Annotated in this window: 24 protein-coding genes and 2 pseudogenes; 7 read left to right on the top strand and 19 right to left on the bottom strand. The window is 64.5% G+C overall.

Annotation, left to right across the window (positions count from 1 at the left end; genetic code table 11):
- The first annotated feature begins 47 nt into the window (after positions 1-47).
- Complete coding sequence (locus IFT75_RS07805) at positions 48-1,613, top strand: methyl-accepting chemotaxis protein (RefSeq protein ID WP_185793730.1); 1,566 nt, start codon at positions 48-50, stop codon at positions 1,611-1,613.
- A gap of 57 nt (positions 1,614-1,670) precedes the next feature.
- Here IFT75_RS07805 and IFT75_RS07800 read toward each other — a convergent pair whose 3' ends face one another.
- Positions 1,671-2,327, bottom strand: a complete 657-nt coding sequence (locus IFT75_RS07800; protein ID WP_244646855.1) for an alpha/beta family hydrolase — start codon at positions 2,325-2,327, stop codon at positions 1,671-1,673.
- Positions 2,328-2,492: 165 nt separating this feature from the next.
- Here IFT75_RS07800 and IFT75_RS07795 point away from each other — a divergent pair, with 165 nt between their 5' ends.
- The 4 genes from IFT75_RS07795 (at position 2,493) to IFT75_RS07780 (ending at position 4,963) form a co-directional block, all read left to right on the top strand.
- The gene (locus tag IFT75_RS07795; protein WP_122478872.1) at positions 2,493-2,702 is read left to right on the top strand and encodes a DUF6434 domain-containing protein; all 210 of its coding nucleotides are present in this window, start codon (positions 2,493-2,495) and stop codon (positions 2,700-2,702) included.
- Between the two features lie 84 nt (positions 2,703-2,786).
- Complete coding sequence (gene yghX, locus IFT75_RS07790) at positions 2,787-3,674, top strand: YghX family hydrolase (RefSeq protein WP_185793732.1); 888 nt, start codon at positions 2,787-2,789, stop codon at positions 3,672-3,674.
- 37 nt (positions 3,675-3,711) lie between these two features.
- Positions 3,712-4,650: a class I SAM-dependent methyltransferase gene (locus IFT75_RS07785; RefSeq protein WP_185793733.1), complete on the top strand. Its 939-nt coding sequence runs from the start codon at positions 3,712-3,714 to the stop codon at positions 4,648-4,650.
- A gap of 169 nt (positions 4,651-4,819) precedes the next feature.
- Positions 4,820-4,963 (top strand): hypothetical protein, encoded by a 144-nt coding sequence (locus IFT75_RS07780; protein WP_163007599.1) that lies wholly within the window; start codon positions 4,820-4,822, stop codon positions 4,961-4,963.
- Between the two features lie 60 nt (positions 4,964-5,023).
- Here IFT75_RS07780 and IFT75_RS07775 read toward each other — a convergent pair whose 3' ends face one another.
- From IFT75_RS07775 to IFT75_RS21595, 6 genes and pseudogenes are all read right to left on the bottom strand, one after another.
- Positions 5,024-7,084 (bottom strand): hybrid sensor histidine kinase/response regulator, encoded by a 2,061-nt coding sequence (locus tag IFT75_RS07775; RefSeq protein WP_192054128.1) that lies wholly within the window; start codon positions 7,082-7,084, stop codon positions 5,024-5,026.
- Positions 7,085-7,314: 230 nt separating this feature from the next.
- The gene (cobF, locus tag IFT75_RS07770) at positions 7,315-8,070 is read right to left on the bottom strand and encodes a precorrin-6A synthase (deacetylating) (RefSeq protein ID WP_192054126.1); all 756 of its coding nucleotides are present in this window, start codon (positions 8,068-8,070) and stop codon (positions 7,315-7,317) included.
- A 242-nt stretch (positions 8,071-8,312) separates the two neighbouring features.
- Positions 8,313-10,703, bottom strand: a complete 2,391-nt coding sequence (locus tag IFT75_RS07765; RefSeq protein WP_192054124.1) for a TonB-dependent siderophore receptor — start codon at positions 10,701-10,703, stop codon at positions 8,313-8,315.
- A gap of 375 nt (positions 10,704-11,078) precedes the next feature.
- Positions 11,079-11,585 carry a peptide-methionine (S)-S-oxide reductase MsrA gene (msrA, locus tag IFT75_RS07760; RefSeq protein ID WP_122478881.1) on the bottom strand — a complete coding sequence of 169 codons (507 nt, stop codon included), beginning with the start codon at positions 11,583-11,585 and terminating at the stop codon, positions 11,079-11,081.
- A gap of 69 nt (positions 11,586-11,654) precedes the next feature.
- Positions 11,655-12,083: pseudogene (locus IFT75_RS21600) on the bottom strand (methyl-accepting chemotaxis protein); the annotation flags it as partial.
- Between the two features lie 102 nt (positions 12,084-12,185).
- Positions 12,186-12,872: pseudogene (locus tag IFT75_RS21595) on the bottom strand (PAS domain-containing protein); the annotation flags it as partial.
- An 876-nt stretch (positions 12,873-13,748) separates the two neighbouring features.
- On the opposite strand from IFT75_RS21595, the gene IFT75_RS07750 reads away from it, so the two are divergent.
- A complete protein-coding gene (locus IFT75_RS07750; protein WP_122478886.1) occupies positions 13,749-13,970 on the top strand; it encodes a hypothetical protein in 222 nt (73 codons plus the stop codon).
- Between the two features lie 444 nt (positions 13,971-14,414).
- Positions 14,415-15,677, top strand: a complete 1,263-nt coding sequence (locus IFT75_RS07745) for an OmpP1/FadL family transporter (protein ID WP_192054120.1) — start codon at positions 14,415-14,417, stop codon at positions 15,675-15,677.
- Positions 15,678-15,732: 55 nt separating this feature from the next.
- Here the strand turns inward: IFT75_RS07745 and IFT75_RS21495 are convergent, their stop codons facing one another.
- The 12 genes from IFT75_RS21495 to cobO form a co-directional block, all read right to left on the bottom strand.
- Entirely contained in the window at positions 15,733-15,858 is a 126-nt protein-coding gene (locus IFT75_RS21495) for a hypothetical protein (protein ID WP_264382555.1), read from the bottom strand.
- Positions 15,855-17,063 carry an MFS transporter gene (locus IFT75_RS07740; protein WP_185793738.1) on the bottom strand — a complete coding sequence of 403 codons (1,209 nt, stop codon included), beginning with the start codon at positions 17,061-17,063 and terminating at the stop codon, positions 15,855-15,857. Before IFT75_RS07740 ends, IFT75_RS21495 begins: the two co-directional genes overlap by 4 nt.
- 97 nt (positions 17,064-17,160) lie before the next feature.
- Positions 17,161-17,880, bottom strand: coding sequence for an adenosylcobinamide-GDP ribazoletransferase (locus tag IFT75_RS07735; RefSeq protein WP_192054118.1), 720 nt, complete (start codon positions 17,878-17,880; stop codon positions 17,161-17,163).
- A 2-nt stretch (positions 17,881-17,882) separates the two neighbouring features.
- Positions 17,883-18,455 carry an alpha-ribazole phosphatase family protein gene (gene cobC / locus IFT75_RS07730; protein WP_192054116.1) on the bottom strand — a complete coding sequence of 191 codons (573 nt, stop codon included), beginning with the start codon at positions 18,453-18,455 and terminating at the stop codon, positions 17,883-17,885.
- On the bottom strand, positions 18,452-19,507 hold the full coding sequence (cobT, locus tag IFT75_RS07725; RefSeq protein WP_192054114.1) for a nicotinate-nucleotide--dimethylbenzimidazole phosphoribosyltransferase: 1,056 nt from the start codon (positions 19,505-19,507) through the stop codon (positions 18,452-18,454). The genes cobC and cobT overlap by 4 nt, the downstream gene beginning before the upstream one ends.
- Positions 19,504-20,025: a bifunctional adenosylcobinamide kinase/adenosylcobinamide-phosphate guanylyltransferase gene (cobU, locus tag IFT75_RS07720; RefSeq protein ID WP_185793742.1), complete on the bottom strand. Its 522-nt coding sequence runs from the start codon at positions 20,023-20,025 to the stop codon at positions 19,504-19,506. Before cobU ends, cobT begins: the two co-directional genes overlap by 4 nt.
- 1 nt (position 20,026) lies before the next feature.
- Complete coding sequence (locus IFT75_RS07715) at positions 20,027-21,493, bottom strand: cobyric acid synthase (RefSeq protein WP_192054112.1); 1,467 nt, start codon at positions 21,491-21,493, stop codon at positions 20,027-20,029.
- The gene (gene cobD, locus IFT75_RS07710; protein WP_185793744.1) at positions 21,490-22,482 is read right to left on the bottom strand and encodes a threonine-phosphate decarboxylase CobD; all 993 of its coding nucleotides are present in this window, start codon (positions 22,480-22,482) and stop codon (positions 21,490-21,492) included. The genes IFT75_RS07715 and cobD overlap by 4 nt, the downstream gene beginning before the upstream one ends.
- A complete protein-coding gene (gene cbiB, locus IFT75_RS07705; protein WP_446731058.1) occupies positions 22,475-23,383 on the bottom strand; it encodes an adenosylcobinamide-phosphate synthase CbiB in 909 nt (302 codons plus the stop codon). The genes cobD and cbiB overlap by 8 nt, the downstream gene beginning before the upstream one ends.
- The gene (gene bluB / locus IFT75_RS07700) at positions 23,380-24,027 is read right to left on the bottom strand and encodes a 5,6-dimethylbenzimidazole synthase (protein ID WP_185793746.1); all 648 of its coding nucleotides are present in this window, start codon (positions 24,025-24,027) and stop codon (positions 23,380-23,382) included. Before bluB ends, cbiB begins: the two co-directional genes overlap by 4 nt.
- Positions 24,024-25,358: a cobyrinate a,c-diamide synthase gene (locus tag IFT75_RS07695; protein WP_192054108.1), complete on the bottom strand. Its 1,335-nt coding sequence runs from the start codon at positions 25,356-25,358 to the stop codon at positions 24,024-24,026. Before IFT75_RS07695 ends, bluB begins: the two co-directional genes overlap by 4 nt.
- Entirely contained in the window at positions 25,355-25,966 is a 612-nt protein-coding gene (cobO, locus tag IFT75_RS07690; RefSeq protein ID WP_192054106.1) for a cob(I)yrinic acid a,c-diamide adenosyltransferase, read from the bottom strand. Before cobO ends, IFT75_RS07695 begins: the two co-directional genes overlap by 4 nt.
- Positions 25,967-26,073: the final 107 nt, after the last annotated feature.

Here is a 26,073-nt window from a genome sequence, read left to right as displayed (position 1 = left end):
GAGCTGGCCGAGAACCTGTCAAAGCCCCACGGAATGAATGGACACTCATGCGTAACAATCAGCCTATCACCCAGCGCGAACGGACCTTCCCTGCCCAGCAGCGCCTGATTTCCACGACCGACACCCAAGGAATGATCACCTACTGCAATGATGCTTTCGTGGAGATCAGCGGGTTCACCCGCGAGCAGCTGATTCGCGCGCCGCACAACACCGTGCGCCACCCGGACGTGCCTTCGGCGGTGTTCGAGCACATGTGGGCGACGCTGCGCCAGGGCCTGCCATGGATGGGCATCATCAAGAACCGTTGCGAGAACGGCGACTACTACTGGGTCAACGCCTACGTCACTCCGGTACTTGAAAACAAGCAAGTGGTGGGTTACGAATCGGTACGGATCAAGCCGACGGCCGAGCAGATCCGCCGTGCCCAGTCGCTCTACGAACGCTTGAACAACGGCAGGTCGGCGGTACCCGGCCGCGATCGCTGGATGCCGGTGCTGCAGAACTGGGTGCCGTTCATTCTGGTCAGCCAGGTCGGCTTCATGATCGGCACCTGGCTGGATACCTCATGGGGGTTCGCCCTGGCCGCCGGGCTGTCGCTGCCACTGGGCCTGATGGGCCTGAGCTGGCAGCAGCGGGGTATCAAGCGCCTGCTCAAGCTGGCGGACCAGACCACCTCGGATCCGCTCATCGCGCAAATGTACACCGACAGCCGGGGCGCCCAGGCGCGCCTGGAAATGGCCATTCTGAGCCAGGAAGCGCGCTTGAAGACCTGCCTGACCCGTTTGCAGGACACCGCCGAGCACCTGACCGGTCAAGCCCGGCAATCCGACGCTCTTGCACACCAGAGCTCCCAGGGCCTGGACCGTCAGCGCCTGGAAACCGAGCAGGTAGCCGCTGCGGTGAACCAGATGGCGGCCACTACCCAGGAAGTGGCCAGCCATGTGCAGCGCACTGCCGACGCCACCCAGGAGGCCAACCGCCTGACCAGCCGCGGGCGCGACATCGCCGGCGAAACCCGCGAGGCGATCCAGCGCTTGTCGGTGGTCGTCGGGGAAACCGGGCAGACCGTGACCCAGCTGGCCAAGGACAGCGATGAGATCGGCGGCGTGGTGGATGTGATCAAAGGTATCGCCGACCAGACCAACCTGCTGGCGCTCAACGCAGCCATCGAAGCGGCACGCGCCGGCGAAATGGGCCGCGGCTTCGCCGTGGTCGCCGACGAGGTGCGTCAGCTGGCACAACGCACCAGCGAGTCGACCGGGCAGATCCATGGGCTCATCGCCAAGCTGCAGCAGACCGCCAACAATGCCGTGCAGACCATGGATGCCGGTCACCGTCAGGCCGAGGAAGGCGTGGCTCGCGTGCTGGAAGCCGACCAGGCGTTGATCGGCATCAGCGAAGCGGTCGCCAACATCACCGACATGACCACGCAGATCGCCGCAGCCACCGAAGAGCAGAGTGCAGTGGCCGAGGAGATCAGCCGCAACATCACCACCATCTCGCACCTGGCCGATGAAACCAGCGAACAGGCGCAGAACTCGGCACTGCTCAGCGAAGAGCTGACCAAGACCGCCAACAGCCAGTATTCGCTGGTGGAGCGTTTCAACCGCTGACTGCCCCCTGCCCTCGCATCGCAGCCTGCATGGCAGGCCACGTGTCGGCTACGCGAGTCAGGACAGGAAGGCCACGATCCGGTCGGCGGCGGTCTGCAGATGCTGGTCGTGGCTGAACCCGGATGACTTCAAGGGTTTGAGGTCATGATCGGCGGCGCTGAGCCAGTACAGCTCGACTTGCTCCGACAACTCATAGCCTGCCACTGTCTCGCAGTTGCCCAACGCATCGCGCTCGCCCTGGATGATCAGGGTTGGCGTGCTCAGGTCGGCCAGGTGTTCGACTCGCGGCTTTTCCGGCTTGCCCGCCGCGTAGAAGGGATACCCCAGGCACACCAGTGCATCGGCACCCAGTTCGTCCGCCAGCAGGCTGGCCATCCGTCCGCCCATGGATTTGCCCCCCACGGCTAGGGTTCCCGTCACCAGCGGTCGCACCAGGGCATAGGCCTGTCGCCAGCTTTCCAGCAGGCTTGCCTGCGGACTGGGCGGACGCTTGCTGCCGCCGCTGCGGCGCTGGGCCATGTAGGGAAACTCGAAGCGCACCACGCTGACCCCGCCAGCGGCCAGGCGCTCGGCCATGCTGTTCATGAAGGCACTGTCCATCGGCGCGCCGGCACCGTGCGCGAGGATCAGGCACGGCGCCTGCGCGCCAGTCTGGGCAGGGTTCCACAGCCAGCCGTTGTCTTGCATGCGTTGGCTCCACTGATCTTCGCTCATCATCCTTCCGTCGACGTTTGGCACTATTGGCGATTCACAGACTCTGAGGCAAAACGCGGCACAGGAAAAGTGCCCTGTGCATGATGGCGTGCACGACGTCAGCGTGCAGGCGCGGCTCGCCCCCTCCCCTATACTCAATGATCTTTTCGCGAAGGATAGCGATTCATGAACTTCGACTGGCACAGTGCTCCCATCACCCGTTACACCCCCCTGGACAGAGGCTATCGCAACACTCAGAACGTGCGGCGTTTCCTGACCGAGGCATGCGGCCCGAACTTTCATTTCGACCGCCCCTTCATGGCCTGGCTCAAAAGTGGCGAAGCCAAGACCATGGGCCAGGTCGCGGACCACTGGAACCTGCTGCATCGCCGCTGACGCGCGAAGCGCTGGCCAGGGTGCGAAACGCTGCTTTAATGAGTGCAACCCTCACCGCTTGGTGTCTTCCGATAGGAGTGCCCGATGGATCGCCTCAGTGCCAAGGATTTTTCCCCCGAGTTGCTGGAACTGTACGACTTCTATGCCCATGGCAAGATCAACCGCCGCGAGTTCCTCGACCGCGCGGCGTTGTTCACCTTTGGGGGGCTGACGGCAGGCGCCTTGCTGGCCAGCCTGAGCCCGAACTATGCATTGGCCCAGCAGGTGGAATTCACCGACCCACAGATCGTGGCCGAATACGTCACCTACCCCTCGCCCAGTGGCCATGGCCAGGTGCGTGGCTACCTGGTGCGGCCGGCCCAGGCCACCGGCAAGGTGCCAGGCGTGGTGGTGGTGCATGAGAACCGCGGGCTCAACCCCTATATCGAAGACGTCGCACGGCGGGTCGCCAAGGCCGGCTACATGGCCCTGGCCCCGGATGGCCTGACCTCGGTCGGCGGCTATCCGGGCAACGACGACAAGGGTCGGGCGCTGCAGGAGAAGGTCGACCCGACCAAACTGATGAATGATTTCTTCGCTGCGATCCCCTGGCTGATGGCGCACGAGGGTGCCACCGGCAAGGTCGGCATGACTGGCTTCTGCTATGGCGGCGGTGTGTCCAATGCGGCGGCGGTGGCCTATCCCGAGTTGGCGTGCGCGGTGCCGTTCTATGGCCGTCAGGCCGATGCCAAGGATGTAGCGAAGATCAAGGCGCCGCTGCTGCTGCATTTCGGCGAACTGGATACGCGCATCAACGAAGGATGGCCCGCGTACGAGGCAGCGCTCAAGGCGGCAGGCAAAACCTACGAGGCGTACATCTATCCCGGCGCCAACCATGGCTTCCACAACGATTCGACCCCACGCTATGACAAGGCTGCCGCCGACCTGGCCTGGGAGCGCACGCTGGGCTGGTTCGAAAAATACCTGAGCTGACGTAGAATGCCTGCCCTTCGAAGCCGTGATCCTTGCCATGAACGCCGACGCTCTCGCCACCTTGCACAAACACCTGCTGCAAGCCCTCGCCCAGCCGCCGCTGGAAACTCGCCGGTTGCTTCACGGCCGCGGTCGGCGCTGGCCGGGGCTGGAGCAACTGACCGTGGACTGGCTGCAGGGCATCGTGCTGGTGTCGCTGTTCAAGGAGCCGCTTGCCGAACAGCTGGCAGGCTTGCAACAGCTGCTGGCCCGACTGGCGCAGCAACCGGCGTGGGCCGCCAGCGGTGCGCGCGGTCTGGCCCTGCAGCACCGCTATCTGCCCGGCAGCGATGTGCACTGGCTGATCGGAGAAGCGCAAGAGCAGGTGATCCTGGTCGAGAACGGCCTGCAGTACCGCATCGACCTGGGGCGTAAACAGAACAACGGCTTGTTTCTCGACATGCGCCACGGTCGCGACTGGGTACGCGAAAACGCCCAGGGTCGACGTGTGCTCAACCTGTTCGCCTACACCTGCGGTTTCTCGGTGGCCGCCATAGCTGGCGGCGCAGCCCATGTGATCAACCTCGACATGTCTCGCGCCGCCCTTACCCGGGGACGCGAGAACCACCACCTCAATGGCCACGACCTGGGCAAGGTCAGCTTTCTCGGCCACGATCTGTTCAAGTCCTGGGGCCGGGTCGGCAAGGACGGCCCTTACGACATGGTGATCATTGACCCGCCGTCGTTCCAGAAAGGCAGCTTCCTGCTGACCAAGGATTACCAGCGGGTACTGCGCCGCCTGCCGGAACTGCTCAGCGAATCGGGCGTGGTGCTGGCGTGCATGAACGACCCGGCGCTGGGCCCCGAATTTCTCGTCGACGAGCTGCGCCGCGAAGCACCGCAGCTGCGCCTGCAGCGGCGCCTGGACAACCCACCGGAGTTTGCCGACATAGATCCAGCCAGCGGCCTCAAGGCCATGGTGTTCGCGCGGGAGTGATTACCGAATAGAGCAGGGGAAGGGCCTAACATACCGTACGGCGACTGGCCATCTTAAAGATTGAACAATTTCACGTGCCCGGCGAACCAAGTAAAGGAGAGCCACCGGGAGGTGAGAGTCCCGGCGGCTCGGGTGACACATCGAATGAAACCCTTGAGAGGTATCCGCCATGTCAGCGCAGGAATATAACACCATCCGCCATACCCCTGTCAGTGCATTGGGCACAATCCCGGCCAGCCAGTTGATCGCCTTCGTCGAAGCCTGCCGCCCGCTGGTGCGCGACGCGATCCTGAACGCCAGGTTGACTCGATGAGCCCGCTGGTTGTGAGCAGCCCCGCCATGGCGGGGCTTTTTCATGGCCGCAGAACAGGTTTCATGGCTGCCATTGCGTGATAAGCATGCGCACGCGCTCGCTCAGCGCCTCCAGGGCGAACGGCTTGGTCAGCACCTCGGTGCAAGGCTGCAGATGGCACTGATCCAACGCCAGGTTCTGCGCGTAGCCGGTGATGTACAGCACCGGCAAGCCTGGCCGGGCCGAGCGCCCCAGCTCGGCCATCTGCCGGCCATTGAGCCCGCCAGGCAAGCCCACGTCCGTGACCAGCAGGTCGATGCGCGCAGCCGATTGCAGCAGGTCTCGGCCCTGGGCGCTGTCGCCGGCCTGCAGGACCACATAGCCCAGGCTTTCCAGCAGCTCGGCTACGGAACCGCGCACCGAGGCTTCGTCGTCCACCACCAGCACGGTCTCGCCGCTGCCACCGAGGTCGATGGGCGCCTGGCTGGGCACCACCGCTTCTGTCTCGAGGCCTGCGCAATGCCTGGGCAGGTACAGGCTGACCGTCGTGCCAAACCCCGGCCGTGACTGGATCTTCACCAGTCCGCCGGACTGCCTGGCAAACCCGTAGATCATCGACAGACCCAGGCCGGTGCCCTCGCCCACCGGTTTGGTGGTGAAGAACGGCTCGAACACCTTGGCCATGACCTCCTCGCTCATCCCCGAACCGTTATCGGTCACGTGAACCACCAGGTACTCGCCGGCCTGTACCTCGTGATTGAATGCATCGCTGTGAGGCAGCCACTGATTGGCGGTTTCGATGGTGATCCGCCCACCACCGGGCATGGCATCGCGAGCATTGATACACAGGTTGAGCAAGGCGTTTTCCAGCTGGGTCGGGTCGATCAGCGCCGTCCACAGACCCTGGGTATGGCGCACGCTCAGTTCTATGGAGGGTCCGACCGAACGTCGCACCAGTTCTTCCAGGCCGTGGATCAGCGCGTTGACGTCGGTGGGCACCGGAGCCAGGGTCTGCCGCCGAGAGAACGCCAGCAGGCGATGAGTCAGTGACGCGGCGCGCTTGACGGCCCCCTGGGCGACGTCCAGGTAGCGTTCGAGGTCAGCGGTACGGCCCTGTTTCAAGCGCATGTGCATCAATTCGAGGCTGCCGGACAGGCCCGCCAGCAGGTTGTTGAAGTCGTGGGCGATACCCCCGGTAAGCTGGCCGACGGCTTCCATCTTCTGCGCCTGGTGCAACGCTGCCTCGGCTTTTTCCCGCTCGGCAATGGCGATGCGCACGCGCTCTTCCAGGGTCTGATTGAGCTCGCGCACCGCAGCCTCGGCCTTCTTGCGCGCGGTGACGTCGATGGAGGAGCCGATCAGGCCAATGACTTCGCCGTCCTCGTCGAGCAGAGGCGTCTTCAGCGACAGCCAGGTCGCGGCGGTGCCGTCGGCCTGGCGTACCTCCTCTTCCACCTCCTGGGTGTGCCGACCTTCCATGATGCGCCGGTCGGTTTCCATGATCACCCGTGCCTGGACCTTGTCTTCCAGGAACTCCATATCGGTGCGGCCGATGTATTGCTCGGGCGGTTTGCCGATGAGTTCGGTGGTGCCGCGATTGGCAACCAGCATCCGGCCCTGGCGATCCTTGGCGTACACCACACCGGGCACCGCGGCGGTGAAGGTGCGCAGCAGGTGGGTCATGCGATCGCGCTCGGCCTCGGCGCTGCGGCGTTGCTGGATGTCCAGCAGCACGCCGGGAAAACGCTGCGGACGCCCCGCCTCGTCGAATTCGACGTGGCCGTTGGCTTCGATCCAGCGATAGCTGCCGTCGCTCTGCAGCACGCGATACTCGCAACGGTAGTGACCGCCGTTGCCGAGGGTCTCGAACACGGCTGCTTCGACCCGCGGGCGATCCTGCGGATGGACGCTGGCCATCGCTTGCTCCAGCGGCAGGCCCTGGGCACAGACCTTGCCGGACAGACCGAAGGTGCGGGCGAAGCGTTCGTCGGCACTGAAGTGGTCGGCCGCAACATCCCATACCCAGGTACCGACGATGGCCCCGGTATCCAGAGCCAGCTGCAGGCGCTCGGCGGCATCCTGGGCGGGTGTCTCCTCAGGTACGGAGGGGGCGCGAAAATGTTCGGGAGGCTGGGTCGGCATATCGGCTCACAGCGGAACGCAGGGTGCCCTGATGGTGACGTTGGCGTTTAGGTAATACAAGCCTGCGCAACGCGAAATCCGCGCGCAAGACCGACAAGCCGCGTCGGCAACCCCGCAAAACACCAAACAGCCCTTGTAGCAGCGGCGCAAGTCGCGTCCGGCAACCCCGCAAAGCACCAGACAGCCCCTGTAGCAGCGGCGCGAGCCGCGTCCGGCAACCCCGCGCAACTTCAGACACGCCGCCTGAGCAGATAACTGTCCATGATCCAGCCATGCTGGCTGCGCGCCTGCTGCCGCGCATCGGCAATGGTCTGCGCCATGTCGTCCAGCCTTCCCGACAGCAGCACTTCATCGGCCGTACCGACGTAAGCCCCCCAATAGATATCCAGATTCTGGCCGACCAGCGCCTTGAAGCTGTCCTGTACATCGAGCATCACCACCACCGTGTCGACGCCCTCGGGCATGCCCGCCGACAGGCGTCGACCCGTAGTGATCTGCACGGCACCGGCAATGCTGTTGAGGGTGATCCGGTGCGCCGCGGTTAGCGCCTGAATGCTGGTCACACCGGGAAACACCTCATAGTGCACCGCTCGCGCGCTGTTGGCAGCGATTGCCTCGACAATGCGCAGCGTGCTGTCGTACAGCGAAGGATCGCCCCACACCAGAACGCCCGCGCACTCCCCGTCCGCCACTGCATCATCGAGCAGCCGCTCGAAGGCCGCCTGCTTGCGCGCATTCAGGGTATTCACCGACGTCCGATAGTCCGGCCCGGCCGGACGCTCGGGCTGCCGCACCTCGACCACCCGATACGCCCCAGGCGTTGCATGACGCTCGAGGATCTCTTTGCGCAGGGCATTGAGCTTGCCCTTGTGATCGCCCTTGTCCATCAGAAAGAACACATCGACCCGCGCCAAGGCACGCGCCGCCTGCACCGTGATGTGCTCGGGATGACCAGCGCCGATGCCGATGATGAGGAGTGTTTTCAAAAGTGCTCCGCCGGACAGTTCACCACAACGCGCCTATGGCCGTGCCGATAGGGGCCCCTCTGCACAACTGGCCCATGCCAGACCTTACAGCGTCCGTTTCAAGGTGAATACAGGGTTGCGCGAATTGGCACAGTTCCAGCTGTCCACGCCCTTTCGGCCTTGACACGTATGGGCATCTGCTACGAATGCCTGTGATGATCGACGGGCGGGCGCATTGCACGCCCGCCCTCTCGGTCACTGGATCACAGCGACCACTTCAGCGAGAACATCAGGTTGCGCGGGTCGCCGTAGGTGCCACTGCCGGTCGCGGTAGGAATACCCTGCCAGTACTTCTCGTCCAGCACGTTGTTGAAGTTGACGCGGGCGTCCCAGTGTTCGTCGAAGCGATAGCCGGCCATCAAGCCCAGTACCGCGTAGGAATCCTGCTCCGCATGACCGGTTCCGACACGGCCGTAGGTTGCGCTCTGCGCCAGCACGTCGGCACCGATACGCAGCCTGTCCAAGGCACCTTCGAACCGGTAAGTGGTTGCGGCCTTGAACAGATGCTTGGGCTGGTTGGGCGCGAACAGATTGCCTTTCTCGTAGGTACGGTCTTTCACGTACTGGCTGAGCACCAGGGTATAGGCGGCCGAGAACTGCCAGTTGGGCGTGAAGGCGCCACTGATTTCGGTATCCAGGCCACGGCTGCGTACCTCGCCCGCAGCCTCGTAGCAGGTGCGGTTGGTGGCCCGGCAGCTGGCCGGTTGATCGGGAATGGCGTAGGCGCGGTTCTGCTGGGTCATGTCGAACATGGCCACGGACGCATTCAGTCCGCCATCGAAGTACTCGCCCTTGATGCCGATCTCATAGCTTTCACCGGTCATCGGGTCCAGCACCGTGCCGCCGACATCCTGCTGCGTCTGCGGCTTGAAGATTTCGGTGTAGCTGGCATAGACCGAGTAGGTATCGTTCAGGTCATAGATGATGCCGGCGTAGGGCGTGACTTCCTGGGTCACTTTGTAATCACCCGTGCCCGAGCGGTTGTCGTAGTCATACCAGCTGACCCGGCTGCCGACGATGATGTGCAGCGGGTCCAGCGGGTTGAAACGCGCGGCGGCGTAGACACCCTTCTCGGTAGCCGTGTTCTTGCTCTCGTAGAGCCGATAGTCGCTGCGAGTACGCGAAGGCTTGGCAATGACACCCGGATCGAAGTTGTAGATATCGATGGGCGTGGAGTCATTCCAGTAGCCACCGGTCTGGTCGAACTTTTCCTGGCGACGGCTCGCGCCGAGGGTCAACTGATGCTCGCGCCCGAACAACTGGAACGGGCCAGCGAGCGAGGCATCCACGTTGGTCTGCACGTCGGTGGTGTCGTAGGCGCCTGTGGCCTGCCCGTACACACCATTGCGGGGCGCCGTCAGATAGCTGGAAAAGGTGTTGGACTCGGCCCATATCTTCGCGGCCGCAGCCTTGGCGGTCCAGCCGTTGTCGAAGCGGTGGGTGACGTCGGTGAATACGCTGACGTTGTCCCGGTCCCAGTAGGCCCAGTCATTGCTCAGGAAGGTGGAGCGCGACAGATGCAGGTCTTCGCCATTCGGGCCTGACGGCAGGCTGCCCCAGTCAGAGGTGGCATCATCGCGCTGCTTGGAAGCCCCGAGGGTCAGGGTAGTCGCCTCGCTCAGGTCCGCTTCGAATACGCCGTAGAAGGTCTGGCGCTGCTTTTCACGCTCGTCGATGTAGCTGTTGTCGTCTTCGTAGGCGGCCACCACCCGGCCACGCAGGGTGCCGGACTCGTTGAGCCGGTTCGACGCATCCACTTGCGTGCGGTAGCGGTCCCAGGTACCGGCGCTGGTGGTGATGCTGACCTGAGGGGTGGCGGTAGGACGCTTGCGCACCAGGTTCAGGGTTGCCGACGGGCTGCCGGCACCGGTCATCAAGCCGGTGGCGCCGCGCACCACTTCAACCCTGTCGTACAAAGCCAGGTCGGCACCGGCGATGGTGTCTAGGGTGAACTGGCCGATGCTGGTCGGCAGGCCGTCGTACATGATGTTGTCGATGTTGAACCCGCGCGCCTGGAACGCCTGGCGGTCGCCGCCAAACTTGCGCAAGGTAATGCCGGGCGCGTACTTGACCACATCGTTGAGGTCGTTCATGCCCTGGTCGTCCATGCGCTGGCGCGTGATGACGCTGACCGACTGCGGGGTTTCGCGGATCGACAGCGGCAGCCCGGTCGAGGTGCTCATGCTGCCGGTGGTGTAGGAGCCGGAGTGTTCGGTGGTGGCCGTGCCGGCTATGGAACTGGTGGCGGCCGAGACGGCCGTCGCGCCCAGTTCCACCGCGCCGCCAGTGGACGCTGTAGCGGGCGCGGTGACGCTGACCACGTCGCCCTGCACCGTACCGACCAGGCCGCTGCCGGCCAGCAGGCGTTGCAGTGCCAATGCGGGTTCCATCCGGCCGGTGACCGAAGGTGCCGTCTTGCCGGCAATCGCCGCTGGTTCGAACACCACTTGCAGGCCGCTGGCCTGACCCAACTGGTTCAGCGCTTCGCCCAAGGGTTGCGCGGGCAGATTCAGCGCAATCGGAGCTGCCTGCGCCAGGCCGGCAATGGACAAAGAGATGCACAGCGCAACACTGCGCAACGGAAAATGATTCATGGCATGACCTCAGGAACCCACACAAGGCGGTCTGCCCCCCCCGGGCGAAGACTCGAATGCGGGCTGTAGGAAGCCACGCAAACTTGTGTGCGAAACCGCGTTGAATGCGGAAGCGGCGCAAGGCTATGCAAATGTCAAAAAAATGTAAATGATAATTCATGGCACTTGGCAAGCATTCGCGGCTGCCAACCAGAAGCATTGGTCTTTGCCAGCGAGCGCGCAGGCTGAATAAGTGCGTATGAAGAGCGCAGAGCGTGCGGGCTGCACGATGGAGAGGGGTCGTTGCAGGGGGCGTCAGGATGGATGTCCCGGCAGTGATGAACGCCACCGCCGGGAAATTATTACTGGATATGTCTAGCTATTGGCGCAACCGGATCAGCCGCGCGCGGGAAGTTTCCAGTCGGGACGTACGAAATGGCAGGTGTAGCCGTTGGGAATACGCTCCAGGTAATCCTGATGCTCGGGCTCGGCTTCCCAGAAATCACCTGCAGGGGCAAGCTCGGTGACGACCTTGCCGGGCCACAGGTCGGAGGCATCGACGTCGGCGATCGTTTCCAGTGCGACGCGTTTCTGCTCCTCGGTGTTGTAGAAGATCGCCGAGCGGTAGCTCAGGCCTACATCGTTGCCCTGGCGGTTGGCCGTGGACGGGTCGTGAATCTGGAAGAAAAACTCGAGGATCTGGCGATAGCCGATCACGCTGGGATCGAAGACGATCTCGATGGCTTCGGCGTGGGTGCCGTGGTTGCGGTAGGTCGCATTGGCGACATCGCCGCCGCTGTACCCGACCCGCGTCTGCAGGACGCCCGGATAACGACGGATCAGGTCCTGCATGCCCCAGAAGCAGCCACCCGCCAGCAGAGCGGTTTCGGTCTGGACTGTCATATCGATTACCTTCGCTGAATGAACGTGGCCCATTCTAATACAACCGTTGCGAAGGTGCCGTACAGGCCGTCAGAGGTTGGTGAAACGCGCCACCGCCTCCACCACTTTCTTGGCCCCGTCCTGGATCTCGACGATCACGTCACCGGCCTGACCGGCCAGTTGTACGCCCTGCTCGGCCTGCTGCCTGCTGTTGGCCATGTCGCGCACGGTGCCGTCGACCAGTGCCTGGTTCTGCTGCACCACGGCGGCGATCTCGTCGGTGGCGGTGCTGGTCCGGCCCGCCAGTTGCCGGACTTCGTCGGCCACCACGGCGAACCCGCGCCCCTGTTCGCCGGCGCGGGCCGCTTCGATGGCGGCGTTCAGCGCCAGCAGGTTGGTCTGTTGGGCGATGCTGCTGATGGTCTGGATGATCGAGCTGATCAGCAGCGATTGCTTGCCCAGCGCTTCCACACCGCTGGACGCGGACTGCATGTCGTCGGCGATCTTGCGCATGGTCTGCACGGTATCGGTCACTACCACCGCGCCACGCTGGGCGCTGATGTCGGTGCTGCGCGAGATTTCATAGGCGGTCTGCGCGGCCTGATTGACCTCGGCCTCGCGCTCGACCTGCTCGGTGACCACGGTAGCGAACTTGACCACCTTGTAGAGCTTGCCTTCGGTGTCGTAGACGGGGTTGTAGGTCGCCTCGAGCCAGATGGTGCGGCCCATGCTGTCGAGGCGCTTGAAGCGCCCGGCGACGAACTCACCGCGATTCAGGTTTGCCCAGAATTCGGTGTAGCTCGGCGAACTGGTTTCTTCGCTGTGGCAGAACATGCGGTGATGCTTGCCCTGCACCTGCGCCAGGGTATAGCCCATGCCGCGCATGAACTGGTCGTTGGCCGACAGCACGGTGCCTTTCAAATCGAACTCGATGACCGCCGTGGAGCGCAGCAAGGCGTCGATGAACGAAGCGTTCTCCGCTGCTTTCTCCATGCTCTTGGTGACATCGGTGGCAAAGCACTTGATGTGCATCAGCACACCTGCCGCATTGCGGATGGGCTTCCAGTGCGCATTGACCCAGACCAGGCTGCCGTCCGCCCTGAGGTAGCGATAGTTGTCCGACACCGAAGTGCCCGCTGCCACCGCCGCACGAAAGTTGTTATAGCACGGCAGTTTGGTCACGTAGGTGGGGACCAATTCGGTCATCAGCCTGCCAACCAGCTGGGCTTCGGTATAGCCCAAAGTGGTCGCAAACAAGTCGTTGCAGGCGATGATGCGCAGCGATGCATCGATGTCCAGGCTGAGCATCTCGTGGGTCATGCCGGCTACCAGTTGACGCAATTCCACCAGTTCGTCGGCTTGGCCGCTGAGTTGCTGCTTGAGTTTGTTGTTGAACATAAGGCACCGGCATCAGGGTCATGGTCGTGTTATCGGCGGCAATGGCCGAGGGTTTAGCCCCATGTGACAGATGTCTGCCCTTTCGGACGCGACCAACCCCGTGCCAGAGCGCGTCCTTGGGACAATCCACAGAAGCTGTGGATAAGTCAGTGGACAACCCCCCCCTGCCCCTCGCAAACCCATATGGAATGGGGCCTGAAGTCAAACTGTCGATTTTTTCACCAACTCGAAAAGACGTTTTTTTTCATTGACTTGCGTGAGTCATACCGAGTAGCCATGATCGACGAAGCACGATCAGACCGGACAGACACGTTTTCTTGCACCTGCAGTGACCGGGCCTTCGTTTGCGTCTTCAAGGTAGCCATAAGGTATTTTTTCGGAATATCGCTTGCGCTTCTCATAGCCGATGCGATAGTCTTCGACCCGTTAGTACCAAGCTGAAAGTCAATTCAGGTCGACCACCCTGTTCACACGGGCTCGACCAACATGATGGTCTCCAGGTAACGCTCCCCGACTTGCGAACAAGTCCGGCATCAAGCGAATTACTCTGCCCCGACCAACCTACGATTGATCAGGATCTGCATCCAGGGCCCCGAACCTTAGCCCGGAATGTTGCCTGCCCTCCTAAGTACCTACCAGTCAGCCCAACAGCCAAAACGATAAAGCGCTGTTCACTGGCTGTCTTGTTCCAGACAGGTTCTTCGCCCGGCCCAAAGGCCCGCGCTACTGGAACGTTTTTATCGATCACGGCTCCAAGTCGTGACCATTGCAGGAACATACAACAACATGACTCATATCCAGACCCAGGATGCCATCCGCACCCTCACCCACGCCTTCGCTCCGATGAACTGCCTGATCATGGCCGCGCGCAAAGGCTGCTTCAGCTTCACCATCGTCAATGAGCACGGTATCGCCCGTCACAGCGAACGCTTGTATCCGGAACAGTACTCCAGTGCCGAACCGCTGCAGGCCGTGATCGACCGTACGCGTCAGGCCCTGGTTGCCTGATCGCTGCAGCGATGCACAACGATGTGATGTATAGAAAAGCCTCGACCCGTCGGGGCTTTTTCATGCCCGCGATTTGGGGGAGGCGCAGGCCTTGGCATGCTGTCGATGCATGCAACTGTAAACGCACATTACAGTTCGCCAGTCCGGCCGAAGGACCACCGCGCGTCGCCCACTGACTCGCGATCGAAAATCTGACGTCATTTTTCTGCACGCCAATGACCCCGTCTTGCCCGAGCTAGACAGCTGCGTGGAATCTACCAGGCACCGGCGTGCGCCCATGGCACAGGCGTGGCGCATACGCGGCCCCTGGAAGCTGCATTCGGGCGCCCGTAAATTCTGGTCGGATTGTCCTACAAAACCGCTCTAGCCAGAGTGTTTCAGGCTATAGCGTTGCAGTGAAAATGTTGGTAGCTTGCGCCTCAGTGCCCCCCTAGAGTTAAAACAATGAAAAGACCAATGCTCAAGACCACTCTCGGCTTCGCTGTCACCCTGGCATCCAGCCAGCTTTTCGCTGCCGGCTTCGCCCTCAATGAACAAAGCATCAGCGGCATGGGTACCGGCTTCGCCGGTCGCTCGTCGTCCGCCGAGGACGCCAGCACTGTCTATGGCAACCCTGCCGGCATGTCCCGCATCAAACGTGAACAGGTCAGCGTCGGCGCTGCGGCCATCGTCGCCAAGACCGACATCAGCGGCCGTGGAACCTTCGGCGGCAGCAACGACGGCGACATGGTCCCGTTCGTTGGCGTCCCGATGGGCTACTACGTCAAACCACTGGATGACAACTGGACCGTCGGTTTCGGTCTGTACGCGCCTTTCGGTCTGGTCACCGACTATGAAAGCGGTTTTGCCGGCCGCTACTGGGGCGACAAGAGCCATGTGGCGGTCGTCACGCTGCAGCCTACCGTCAGCTATGCCTTCAACGAGCGCGTGTCGATCGGCTTCGGTCCGACCTTCAACCGCCTTGAAGGCGAGCTGACGTCGGCCGCGCTGAACCGCGCGACGCCAGGCCGCAACGACGGCGAAGTCAAGATCAAGGGCGACGATACCGCCGTGGGCTTCAACGTCGGCGTGCTCGTTCAGGCCACTGACAATACCCGCGTGGGCCTGACCTACCACTCCAAGGTCAAGTACAAGCTGGACGGCCATACCAAGGTCGAAGGTTCGGGGTTCGGGCCGTTCAACGGCAGCAAGTACGATGCATCGCTGGACATCGACACGCCTGAGTCGGTGGACTTCTCGGTCACCCACGAACTCAACCAGGACTGGACCCTGTACGCAGGCAGCACCTGGACCCGTTGGAGCCGCCTGAAGGAAATCTCGGTCGAGAACGAAGGCGTGCCTGCCGCGCTGCGCTCGTCGATCGGCACCATCACCGAAGAACAGAACTGGCACGACACCTGGTCTCATGCCGTGGGCGCCGCCTACAAACTGAACAAACAGTGGACGCTGCGCACGGGCTTTTCGGTTGACCAGTCGCCGACCAACAACACCAACCGTTCGCCACGCATCCCGACGGGCGACCGCGCCATCCTCAGCCTGGGTGCTGGCTGGAGCCCGACGGACGACCTGACCTTCGACTTCGCCTATTCCTACCTGAAGGAAGAAGACACGAAGATCAACCTGGTCAGCGCCACCAAGGGTGCCTACCAGGCCAAGTACGAGAACAGCGCACATGGCTTCGGTACTTCAGTGACCTACCGCTTCTGATCGATCAGGTAATACGAAAAGCCCCGACCGGTTCGGGGCTTTTTCATGTGTGACGTCAGCACAGGCTCATGTTCATTTGCAGCAGGGCCAGTCCGCCCTGCTGCCAGCCCCACCACGCCAGCCCCAGCAGCGCCGCCAGTGCGCATGCCATGGCGAGTTGCACGCTGCGGAGTCTGCTCATGCGCTCGCTCCCTGCGCCTGCAGCCGGGCAACGGGGCGTTCGCGCACCGGCCAGTTGAGCGCACCGGCGAGCAGGCTCAACGCAATCGACAGCTGCCAGACCAGGTCATAGCTGCCGGTCTGGTCGTACACCAGGCCGCCCAGCCAGCCTCCCAGAAACGCGCCCAGCTGGTGGAAGAGAAACACGATGCCACCGAGCATCGACAGGTTGCGCACGCCAAACAGCGTTGCGACGGTACCGTTGGTCAAGGGAACGGTGGATAACCAGAGCAGCCCCATCGCCATGCCGAACAGGCAGGCGCTGACGGTAGTGACCGGGAACCACAGGAACAGCACGATCACGACGGCGCGCATCAGGTACAAGGCGGTCAGCAGTCGCGGCTTGGACATGCGCCCACCCAGCCAGCCGGCGATGTAGGTGCCGAAGATGTTGAACAGCCCGATCAGCGCCAGAACCGTGGTGCCGACGCTTGCCGGGAGGTGCTGGTCGACGAGGTAGGACGGCAGGTGCACACCGATGAATACCACCTGGAAACCACACACGAAGAAGCCCAGCGCCAGCAGCCAGAACCCTGAATGGCCGCACGCCTCACGCAGCGCCTGGCCAAGGCTCTGATCGTGGGCCTGGGCTGGCAGTGGCCGGTCCTTGAGCATGCGTACCAGGGGGACGATGAACGCCACCAGTACGCCCATCACCAGCAAGGCCGTCGACCAGCCCAGCCAACTGATAAGGCCGAGCGTGCCGGGCAGCATCGCGAATTGCCCGAACGAGCCGGCAGCGCTGGCGATCCCCATGCCCATGCTGCGGTGTTCAGCGGGCAGGGCTCGCCCGACCACGCCCAGAATCACCGAGAACGACGTACCGGAGAGCCCCAGGCCGATCAGCAGGCCAGCGCTGAGGCTCAGGCTCAACTCGGAGTTGGCCAGCCCCATGCAGCCAAGGCCGACCGCGTAGAGCACACCACCCACCGCAACCACCCGCCCGGCGCCGAAGCGATCCGCCAGGGCGCCGGCAAAGGGTTGGGCCAGGCCCCAGATCAGGTTCTGCAGCGCGATGGCCAGCGCGAATACGCCCCTGCCCCAGCCGAACTCCGCGCTCATGGGCGCCAGGAACAGACCGAAGCCGTGGCGAATGCCCAGGGACAGGGCAAGGATCAGGGCTGCGCCGAGTAGGACCCAGCCGCTGGTACGCCATACCGATGTCATTATTGTGTGCTCCAGGCATGAGGGGACAGGCCGCTCGATTGTATGCCTGTTCATCGCCGACAGGCAGCGCCGCATGCAACCATCTGCCAGGCAGGTTCTACAGCGCAGCGCCCAGCAGCAGCAACAGTTCGAGCAACTCGAGCATGGCGCCGGCGGTGTCACCGGTGGTGCCGCCCAAACGCTTGATCATCTGGCGTCGCAGCGCCACGAAGCCAGCCAGCACCAGCAGGCTGATCCAAACCCCGCAGAACGCCAGGCTGACCAGTGCCACGCCTGCCAGCAACCAGGCGCCGGCACGACGCGGCAGGTGGTCGGCCAGGGCCTGGCCCAGCCCGCCTGCGCGCACGTAGGGCGTGGTCATGAACAAGCCGAGCATGGCAGCGCGCGCCAGTATCGGGGCCAGCATCAGCGCGGCCTGCTGGCCCTGCTCGAGCAAGGCCAGCAGCGCACAGAACTTGAGCAGCAGCACCAACATCAGCGTCACCACGGCCATGGGACCGCTGCGTGGGTCCTTCATGATCAGCAAGGTGCGTTCGCGGTCGCCGAATCCGCCCAGCCAGGCATCGGCACTGTCCGCCAGACCGTCCAGGTGCAGGCCACCGCTGAGCACCACCCACAATGTCAGCAACAGGGCGGCGTGCAGAAGCACTGGCGTTCCGGCGAGCAGCGCACTGGCGGTCCACAAGAGCACGCCGAACAGCAGCCCCACGGCAGGATAGAACAACAGCGAGCGCCCGGAAGCCTCTGGACTGGGCATACCGGGCAGGCGCACCGGCAAGCTGCTGAGAAACTGCAAGGCGATCCAGAACGGCAGCATGCTCAGGACGGCTCGCTCAGGCTGCCGTCGGCTGCCATCACCACACTGAACAAGGCAGCGTGTCCGACCTCGACTTGGAGCAGCTGTTCGCGTGGCAGGGCGCGTGCTTCGGCCAGCAACAGGCGCATGACCCCGCCGTGCACCACCAGCAGCAACCGCTCGCCCGGATATTGCAGGTGCAACCTGCGCAACGCGGCATGGATGCGCGCGGAAAAATCCAGCATGGGCTCGCCGTCGGGTGGCGTGAAGGCGTAGGGGTCGTTCCAGAACAGACCCAGGCCGGCTTCGTCGGTCTGCATCAATTGCGCCGCACTCAGGCCTTCCCAGGCGCCGAAATGCAGCTCCTGAAGACCGACTTCGAAGCTCAGCGGCAGACCGCGCTGTTCGGCCAGCACCTCGGCGAAGCGTGCGCATCGCTGCAGCGGTGAGCTGACGATGCGGTCCCAACCGGAACGGTCGGCAACCGCCGCGTGCAGTTGGGCCCAACCGCGCTCGGTCAGGGCGTCATCGAGGCTGCCGCGAAACCCGCCGATCTCGGTTTCGCCATGGCGCAGCAGATCCAGGTGCAGGGTCATGCCGGACGGTCCGCGACGGCCGCTTCGGCGAAGGTCGCCATTTGCCCGTGGAGGTCGCACGCCAGGCGCAACAGCGGCACGGCCAAGGCGGCGCCGCTGCCTTCGCCCAGGCGCAAGCCCAGTTGCAGCAACGGTTGCGCCTCGAGGGCTGCCAGGACATGGCGATGGCCGGGTTCGGCGCCGTTGTGAGCGAACAGCAGCCAAGGCCGGATGGACGGGTTCAACTGCACCGCCAACAGCGCCGCGACACTGCAGATGAAACCATCCACCAGTGCCACGATGCCCTCCTGGGCACAGGCCAGGTAGGCGCCGACCAGCGCGGCAACCTCGAAGCCACCGTAGCAGAACAGGCGCTGCAGTGGTTCGTCGGGCAGCCCGGCATGGGCCTTCAAGGCGCGCTCGATGACCTGCACCTTGTGGGTCACGCCAGCGGCGTCCAGACCGGTGCCCGGCCCGGCCAGATCGACCACGGCGCACGCCAGCGAGGCGCAGGCCAGCGCGGTGGCAGACGTGGTGTTGCCGATGCCCATCTCACCGCCGATGAACAGCTCGGTGCCGCTGGCTTTCGCCCGCAGCACGCTGTCGCGACCGGCCTGCAGTGCCTGCGTGCCCTGCTCGACACCCATCGCCGGCGCGTCGATGAAATTGCGCGTACCGGCAGCGATCCGCACATGCTGTACGCCAGGCAGATCGCCCAGCGGCGTCGCGGTACCGAGGTCCACCACTTCCAGGCGTGCCTGCAGGCGGCGGGCCAATACGCTGATGGCCGCACCGCCGTCGACGAAGTTGTGCACCATTTGCGCAGTGACTTCCTGCGGATAGGGCGAGACGCCCTCGGCGACGATGCCGTGGTCGGCAGCGAACACCGAGACCCAGACCTGCTCGACCGAGGGCTTGAGCCGCCCTTGCAATGCGGCCAGTTGCACGGCCACCTGTTCCAGCGCGCCGAGCGAGCCGGCCGGCTTGGTCAACTGCTGCTGACGCTCCAGCGCCTCGCGATGAATGCGGGCATCGGCGGCACGGGCAGTGTGCAGCCACCAGGCTGAGTTCATAACGCAGGTCCTTTCAATACCATGGGAAGGCCGGCCACGGTGAACACCACTCGCTCGCAGCGTTCGGCCAGGGCCTGGTGCAGCAGGCCCGCCTCGTCGACGTAGCGGCGGGTCAGTTCACCCAGCGGCACGACGCCCAGGCCGGTTTCGTTGCTGACGAATAGGATGTGTCCCGGCAGGCCAGGCAGTGTTTCCAGCAGAGCTTGACGCTCTGCCTTCAAGCGCTCGGGCTCGTCGAGCATGAGCAGATTGGTCAGCCACAGGGTCAGGCAGTCAACCAACAGGCAGCGATCGCTGCGCGCTTGAGCACGCAGCACGTCGGCCAAAGCAAGTGGCTCTTCCACCAGCCCCCAATGATCGGGACGGCGCTCGCGGTGCAAGGCCACCCGCTGGTCAAGCTCGCCATCCACCGGCTGACTGGTAGCAATGTATACGACGTGCAGCTGGCTGTCGGTGGCCAGCCGTTCGGCCAGGCGGCTCTTGCCGGAGCGGGCACCGCCGAGGATCAGTTGCAGCATGTCAGGCACCTCCCCCAGGCAAGCCGCACAGCTCGCGCAGGCGCGCGGTGTCCAGGTGCTGCTCGACCAGGTCGGCCAGGCGCTCGATGTCGGCCTCGCGCAACGCGTGGTAATCCACCGACTGCACGTCGGCCAGCCCCGCCCAGCGCAGCAATGCCACCGATGACTGCGGCGCTTCGAACAAGCCGTGCAGGTAGGTGCCCAGAATCTGCCCGTCGGCGCTGATCGCGCCATCGCGGCGACCGTCGCTCAATTGCACCGCCGGATGATCCAGCGCCGCCCCGGTGGTCACCCCGGCATGGATCTCGTAGCCGCTGACGGCGGCCTGTTCAAGGGTCAACTGGCCGGTCACGTTGCGCAGCTGCTTTTGCGCCTGCAGTTCGGTGGTGAACTCCAGCAGGCCCAGCCCCGTACTGGAACCGGCTGCGCCTTCGAGGCCCAGCGGGTCGTCGATGCGCGTGCCGAGCATCTGCAGCCCGCCGCAGATGCCCAGCACTTTGCCGCCATAACGCAAATGGCGGGAGATCGCTTGTTCCCAGCCCTGGGCACGCAGGTGGGCCAGGTCGGCACGCACGCTCTTCGAGCCGGGCAGGATGATCAGGTCGGCCGGGGGGATGTCATCGCCCACGCCGATGAACTGCAGGTCGACCTGCGGGTGCAGGCGCAGCGGGTCGAAATCGGTGTGGTTGCTGATGCGCGGCAAGACCGGCACGATCACCTTGAGCACCTTGTCGGCCTTGCTTGACTGACGCCGATCCAGGCCGTCTTCGGCCTCCAGGTGCAGGTCCATGACATACGGCAGCACACCGATCACCGGCTTGCCGGTACGGGCCTCCAGCCAATCCAGGCCTGGCTGGAGCAAGGCGATGTCGCCGCGAAAGCGATTGATGATGAAGCCCTGAACCCGCGCCTGTTCAGTCGGCGAAAGCAGTTCCAGGGTACCAACCAGATGGGCGAATACACCGCCGCGGTTGATGTCGGCGATCAGCAGCACCGGGCAGTCCACCGCCTCGGCGAAGCCCATGTTGGCGATGTCGCCGGCGCGCAGGTTGATCTCCGCTGGCGACCCGGCGCCTTCGACCACCACCACCGGGTAGCTTGCGCTCAGCCGTTGGTGCGAAGCCAGTACCGCCTGCATGGCGATGGCCTTGTAGTCGTGATACGCGACGGCGTTCATGCTGGTCACGGCGCGCCCATGGATGATCACCTGGGCACCGGTGTCGCTGTTGGGCTTGAGCAACACCGGGTTCATGTCGGTGTGCGGCTGCAGGTACGCGGCCTGGGCCTGCACCGCCTGGGCGCGACCGATCTCGCCGCCGTCGGCAGTCACCGCACTGTTGAGCGCCATGTTCTGCGGTTTGAACGGCACCACCGCCACGCCCTGACGGGTCAGCCAGCGGCACAGCGCGGTGACCAGCGTGCTTTTCCCGGCATCGGACGTGGTGCCCTGAACCATCAATGTGCTCATGCATGCTCCTTGCGATACTCGCCCAGGGCGGATTCGAGTTGTGCCCAGTCGCCCTCGCGGGCAGGCAGGCCGAAGCGCAGGCGGCTGTCCTGCTTGAACAGCCGGACGAGGATGCCGCGACGGGCGAGGAAATCCTGCAGGCGCTCGGCCCCTTCGTACGCCACCGACTGGAACAGTGCGCAGCCGCCCTGTGGCGCCAGGTCGTGGCGCCGCAAGCATTGGGCAAGGCGCTCGCTGGCGGCGGCGCAGCGGGCGATCTGCGCCTGCTGCGACGGCTGGTCGAGCAGGCAGGCCTGCCCCAGCTGGCGTGTCGGTCCGCTCACTGCCCAAGGGCCGATCAGGTCGGCCAGCAAGCGCAGCAGGCGCGGCTCGCCGAGGACGAAGCCCAGACGTACACCCGCCAGCCCGAAGAACTTGCCGAACGAGCGCAGCACGATCAACCCAGGTTGTACGCCGTAGCGAGCCAGACCGGCACGCGGGGTGTTGTCCATGAACGCTTCATCGACCACCAGCCAGCCGCCCCGGCTGTTCAGACGCGCATTCCAGGCCAGCAGGCAGTCGGCGGACAACAGCCGGCCAGTGGGGTTGTTCGGGTTAACGACGACCAGCACGTCGAGACTGTCGATGAAGTGCTCGACCTCGTCTTCGCTGATTTCGCGTACCACATGCCCCGCTTGTCGCCAGCCCTCGGCATGTTCGGCGTAGCACGGCGACAGCACCCCTACCCGACCACTGCGACGAAGGCGTGGCAGTGTCTGAATGGCCGCTTGCGAGCCCGGCACCGGCAGCACGTGCGCGAAGCCGTAGTAGCTGCGCGCGGCGTCTTCCAGGCCGTCTTCGTTTTCCGGCAGCCGCGCCCAGGCGCGCGCTGTGATCTCGGGCAGGGGGAAAGCCCATGGCGCAATACCGGTGGACAGGTCGACCCAGTCGTCTTCGGCGATACCGTATTCGAGCACCGCCTGGCGCAAGCGCCCTCCGTGTTCAAGCATCGAGCAAGCCTCCCAGACACAGCACCAACAGCCACAGCCACACGCCGCGCTGGACCAGGTTCCAGCCGCGCTCGATGCTGTCGGCATCGGCCGGCGCACCCTCGCCCAGCACGGCCCGCTCATGCAGCTCGCCGTGATAGATAGCCGGACCGCCCAGCTGCACGCCCAATGCGCCGGCCCCTGCCGCCATCACCGGGCCGGCGTTGGGGCTGTCCCACTGCGGTGCCTGCCGGCGCCAGCAGCGCAAGGCCAGGCGGGTCTTGCCCAGCACGGCATAGGTGAGCGCAACCAGGCGCGCCGGGATGTAGTTGAGCACGTCGTCGATCCGCGCCGCCGCCCAACCGAAACGCTCGAAGCGTTCGTTGCGGTAGCCCCACATGGCGTCCAGCGTGTTGCTCAAGCGATACAGGACAACCCCGGGCGCGCCGGCCACGACGAACCAGAAGATCGCCGCGAACACCGCATCACTGCCGTTTTCCAGCACCGATTCGGTGCCGGCCCGGGCCACTGCTTCGGCGTCCAGCTCATCGGTCTGCCGGCTCACCAGATAGCCGACACGCTGACGAGCGCTGGCCAGATCGTCGCTGCGCAGGGCCTGGGCCACGGGCATCACGTGCTCCCCCAGGCTGCGCATGCCCAGCGCCAGGTACAGCGCGCCAATCTCCACCAGCCAGCCGACCAGCGGCAGCCAGGACAGCAATGTCGCCAACAGGGTCAGGGGCAACACGGCCAGGAACCAGGCGGTGACACCGTGGCTGCGCCAGCCACGTCCGGCACGGTTGAAACGTGCTTCGATCCGGTTGGCCAGACGGCCGAAGGCAACCAGCGGATGGTGCCTGCGCGGCTCGCCCAACAGGGCATCGAGCGCCACCCCGGCCGCCGTCATCAACGCAATGCTCACAACGATTTTCCCCATTGGTTTTCGTACAGCATGTGTTCGAGCGGCTGGGGGGCAGCCCAGCCTTGAAGTTCCAGCATCGGCGCATCGTAGAAGCCTTCGACCGGCCCCAGGCACAGTACCGCCACCGGCTTGGCTCCAGCGGGCATGCCCAGTACCTCGGCCAGTGCATGGGGATCGAACAGCGACACCCAACCCATGCCCAAACCCTCGGCGCGCGCCGCCAGCCACAGGTTCTGGATGGCGCAGGACACCGAGGCCAGGTCCATTTCCGGCAAGGTCCGGCGGCCGAACACATGGCGCTCGCGATCGTCCATCAGCGCCGCCACCAGCACCTCGGCGCAGTCCGCGATCCCTTCGACCTTGAGCTGCATGAACTGGTCCGAACGCTCGCCCATGGCGTGTGCGGTGCGCAGTCGTTCTTGCTCGACCAACGCCTGGATGCGACCGCGCACACCCGCGTCGCTGATGCGAATGAATCGCCAGGGCTGCATCAGGCCGACGCTGGGCCCCTGGTGGGCGGCCGCCAGCAACCGCGCAAGCAGCTCCGGGGGGACGCTGCCGCCGGCGAAGTGACGCATGTCGCGGCGTTCGGCGATCACTCGGTAGATGGCGGCGCGCTCGCTGTCGCTGTAGGGCTCGCTCATGACGCCGCCCGATGCCCGGCTGCAGGCGCGCGATCATCGGGCGCGAACAGTGCGGCCACCGCCGTGGGATTGGACGGGAAATAGAAATGCACGTAAGAGGCCGTCATCCGACCCTGGCGGTAAACCGCCTCGGCGCCGCGACCGCCATTGGGGCTGACGCCGCGAGCAATCGGCTGCAGTTCGGTACTGGTCAGCGAGTGGTGATAGGTGTGCCCGCGCAATACCCCCTCCGGCAGCTCGACCGCCTGCAAGGCCAGGGCCGCCAGGCGCTTCTGCATGACTGCTTCGCCGGGCAGCAGACCCAGCAGTTGCGCGCGGGCCCCTTCGACATCGGTCAGTGCGTCGAGCAAGTAGAGCATGCCGCCGCATTCGGCCAGCAGCGGCTTGCCCGCGGCATGGTGAGCGCGGATATCGTCGAGCATCGAAACGTTGGCGGCGAGCGCCAAATGGTGCAGCTCGGGGTAGCCACCGGGTAGGTACAGGCTGTCGCATGGCGGTAGCCGCAGGTCGTGCAACGGTGAGAAGAACACCAGCTCGGCGCCCATGTCGCGCAACACATCCAGACTGGCGTCGTAGACGAAAGCGAACGCGGCATCGCGGGCCACACCAAGGCGCACGCCATCGAGCAGGCGCACCACCGAGCGTTCGACCGGGGCGGCGAAGGTGACCGCAGGCGGCAAGGCCACCTGGCAGGTCTGGGCCAGCGCGGCGGCCGCGGCATCCAGGCGGGTATCCAGGTCGTTGAGCTCGCTGGCCTGGACCAGCCCCAGATGGCGGCTCGGCAGTTCGATCCCGGTTTCCCGGGACAACGCGCCGTACCAGCGCAGACCCTGGGTCAGGCTGCCTTCGAGCAGTTGCGCGTGACGCACCGTGCCGACCCGGTTGGCCAGGACGCCGGCGAACGGCAGATCGGGTTGGTAACAGGCCAGGCCCAGGGCAAGAGCGCCGAACGTCTGCGCCATGGCGGTGCCATCGATCACGGCCAGCACCGGAACGCCGAAATGACGCGCCAGATCAGCGCTGGACGGCGTGCCGTCGAACAGGCCCATGACGCCTTCGATGAGGATGATGTCGGCTTCCTGCGCGGCTTCCCATAACAGCCGCCGGCTGTCCTGCTCGCCGACCATCCACATGTCCAACTGATAGACAGGCGCGCCGCTGGCGCGAGCGAGGATCATCGGATCGAGAAAGTCCGGGCCGCACTTGAACACCCGCACCCGCCGCCCCTGATTGCGATGCAGGCGCGCCAGGGCGGCGGTCACGGTAGTCTTGCCCTGCCCGGAGGCCGGGGCGGCGATCAGCACCGCCGGACACTGGCGCGGCTCGGTCATAGTTCGATGCCCTTCTGGGCGCGGATGCCGGCCTGGAACGCATGCTTGACCACGCCCATTTCGGTGACTGTGTCGGCCAGTTCGATCAGCTCGGGCTTGGCCCCGCGACCGGTGACGATCACATGCTGCATGGGCGGACGTGCCTGCAGATCATGCAGCACGGTGTCCAGGTCGAGATATCCATGCTTGAGGGCAATGTTGAGTTCGTCGAGCACCACCAGGCCAATGGCCGGATCGCTCATCAGCTGCCTGGAGACGTCCCAGGCAGCCTCGGCCGCCGCGGTGTCTCGCTGCCGATCCTGAGTTTCCCAGGTGAACCCTTCACCCATCACGTGGTAGCGCACCTGCTCGGGAAAGCGCCGGAAGAACAGTTCCTCGCCGGTGCTGTTGCGCCCTTTGATGAACTGCACCACGCCGCACTGCAGGCCGTGGCCCATGGCTCGCGCGAGCATGCCGAACGCCGAACTGCTCTTGCCCTTGCCGTTACCGCTGAGCACCAGCAGCAAGCCACATTCGTTGGGAGAATTGGCGATGCGTTCGTCCATCACGGCTTTCTTGCGCAGCATGCGCGCCAGGTGACGGGCGTCGCGTTCGGTCGTTTCGTTCATGGTGGCTCTCCGCTACACCTGCACGCAGGCAGCATCGACGCGACACCGCGGCCGGCTGGCCGAACAGTGAACGTCAATGCCGCTCTCCCCGCGCGACAGTACATGGG

It is taken from the genome of Pseudomonas sp. CFBP 8758, assembly GCF_014841725.1.
Lineage (GTDB): Bacteria > Pseudomonadota > Gammaproteobacteria > Pseudomonadales > Pseudomonadaceae > Aquipseudomonas > Aquipseudomonas baltica.
The sequence above is the reverse complement of the archived record's forward strand: the minus strand, read 5'-3'. Positions and strand labels throughout refer to the sequence as shown.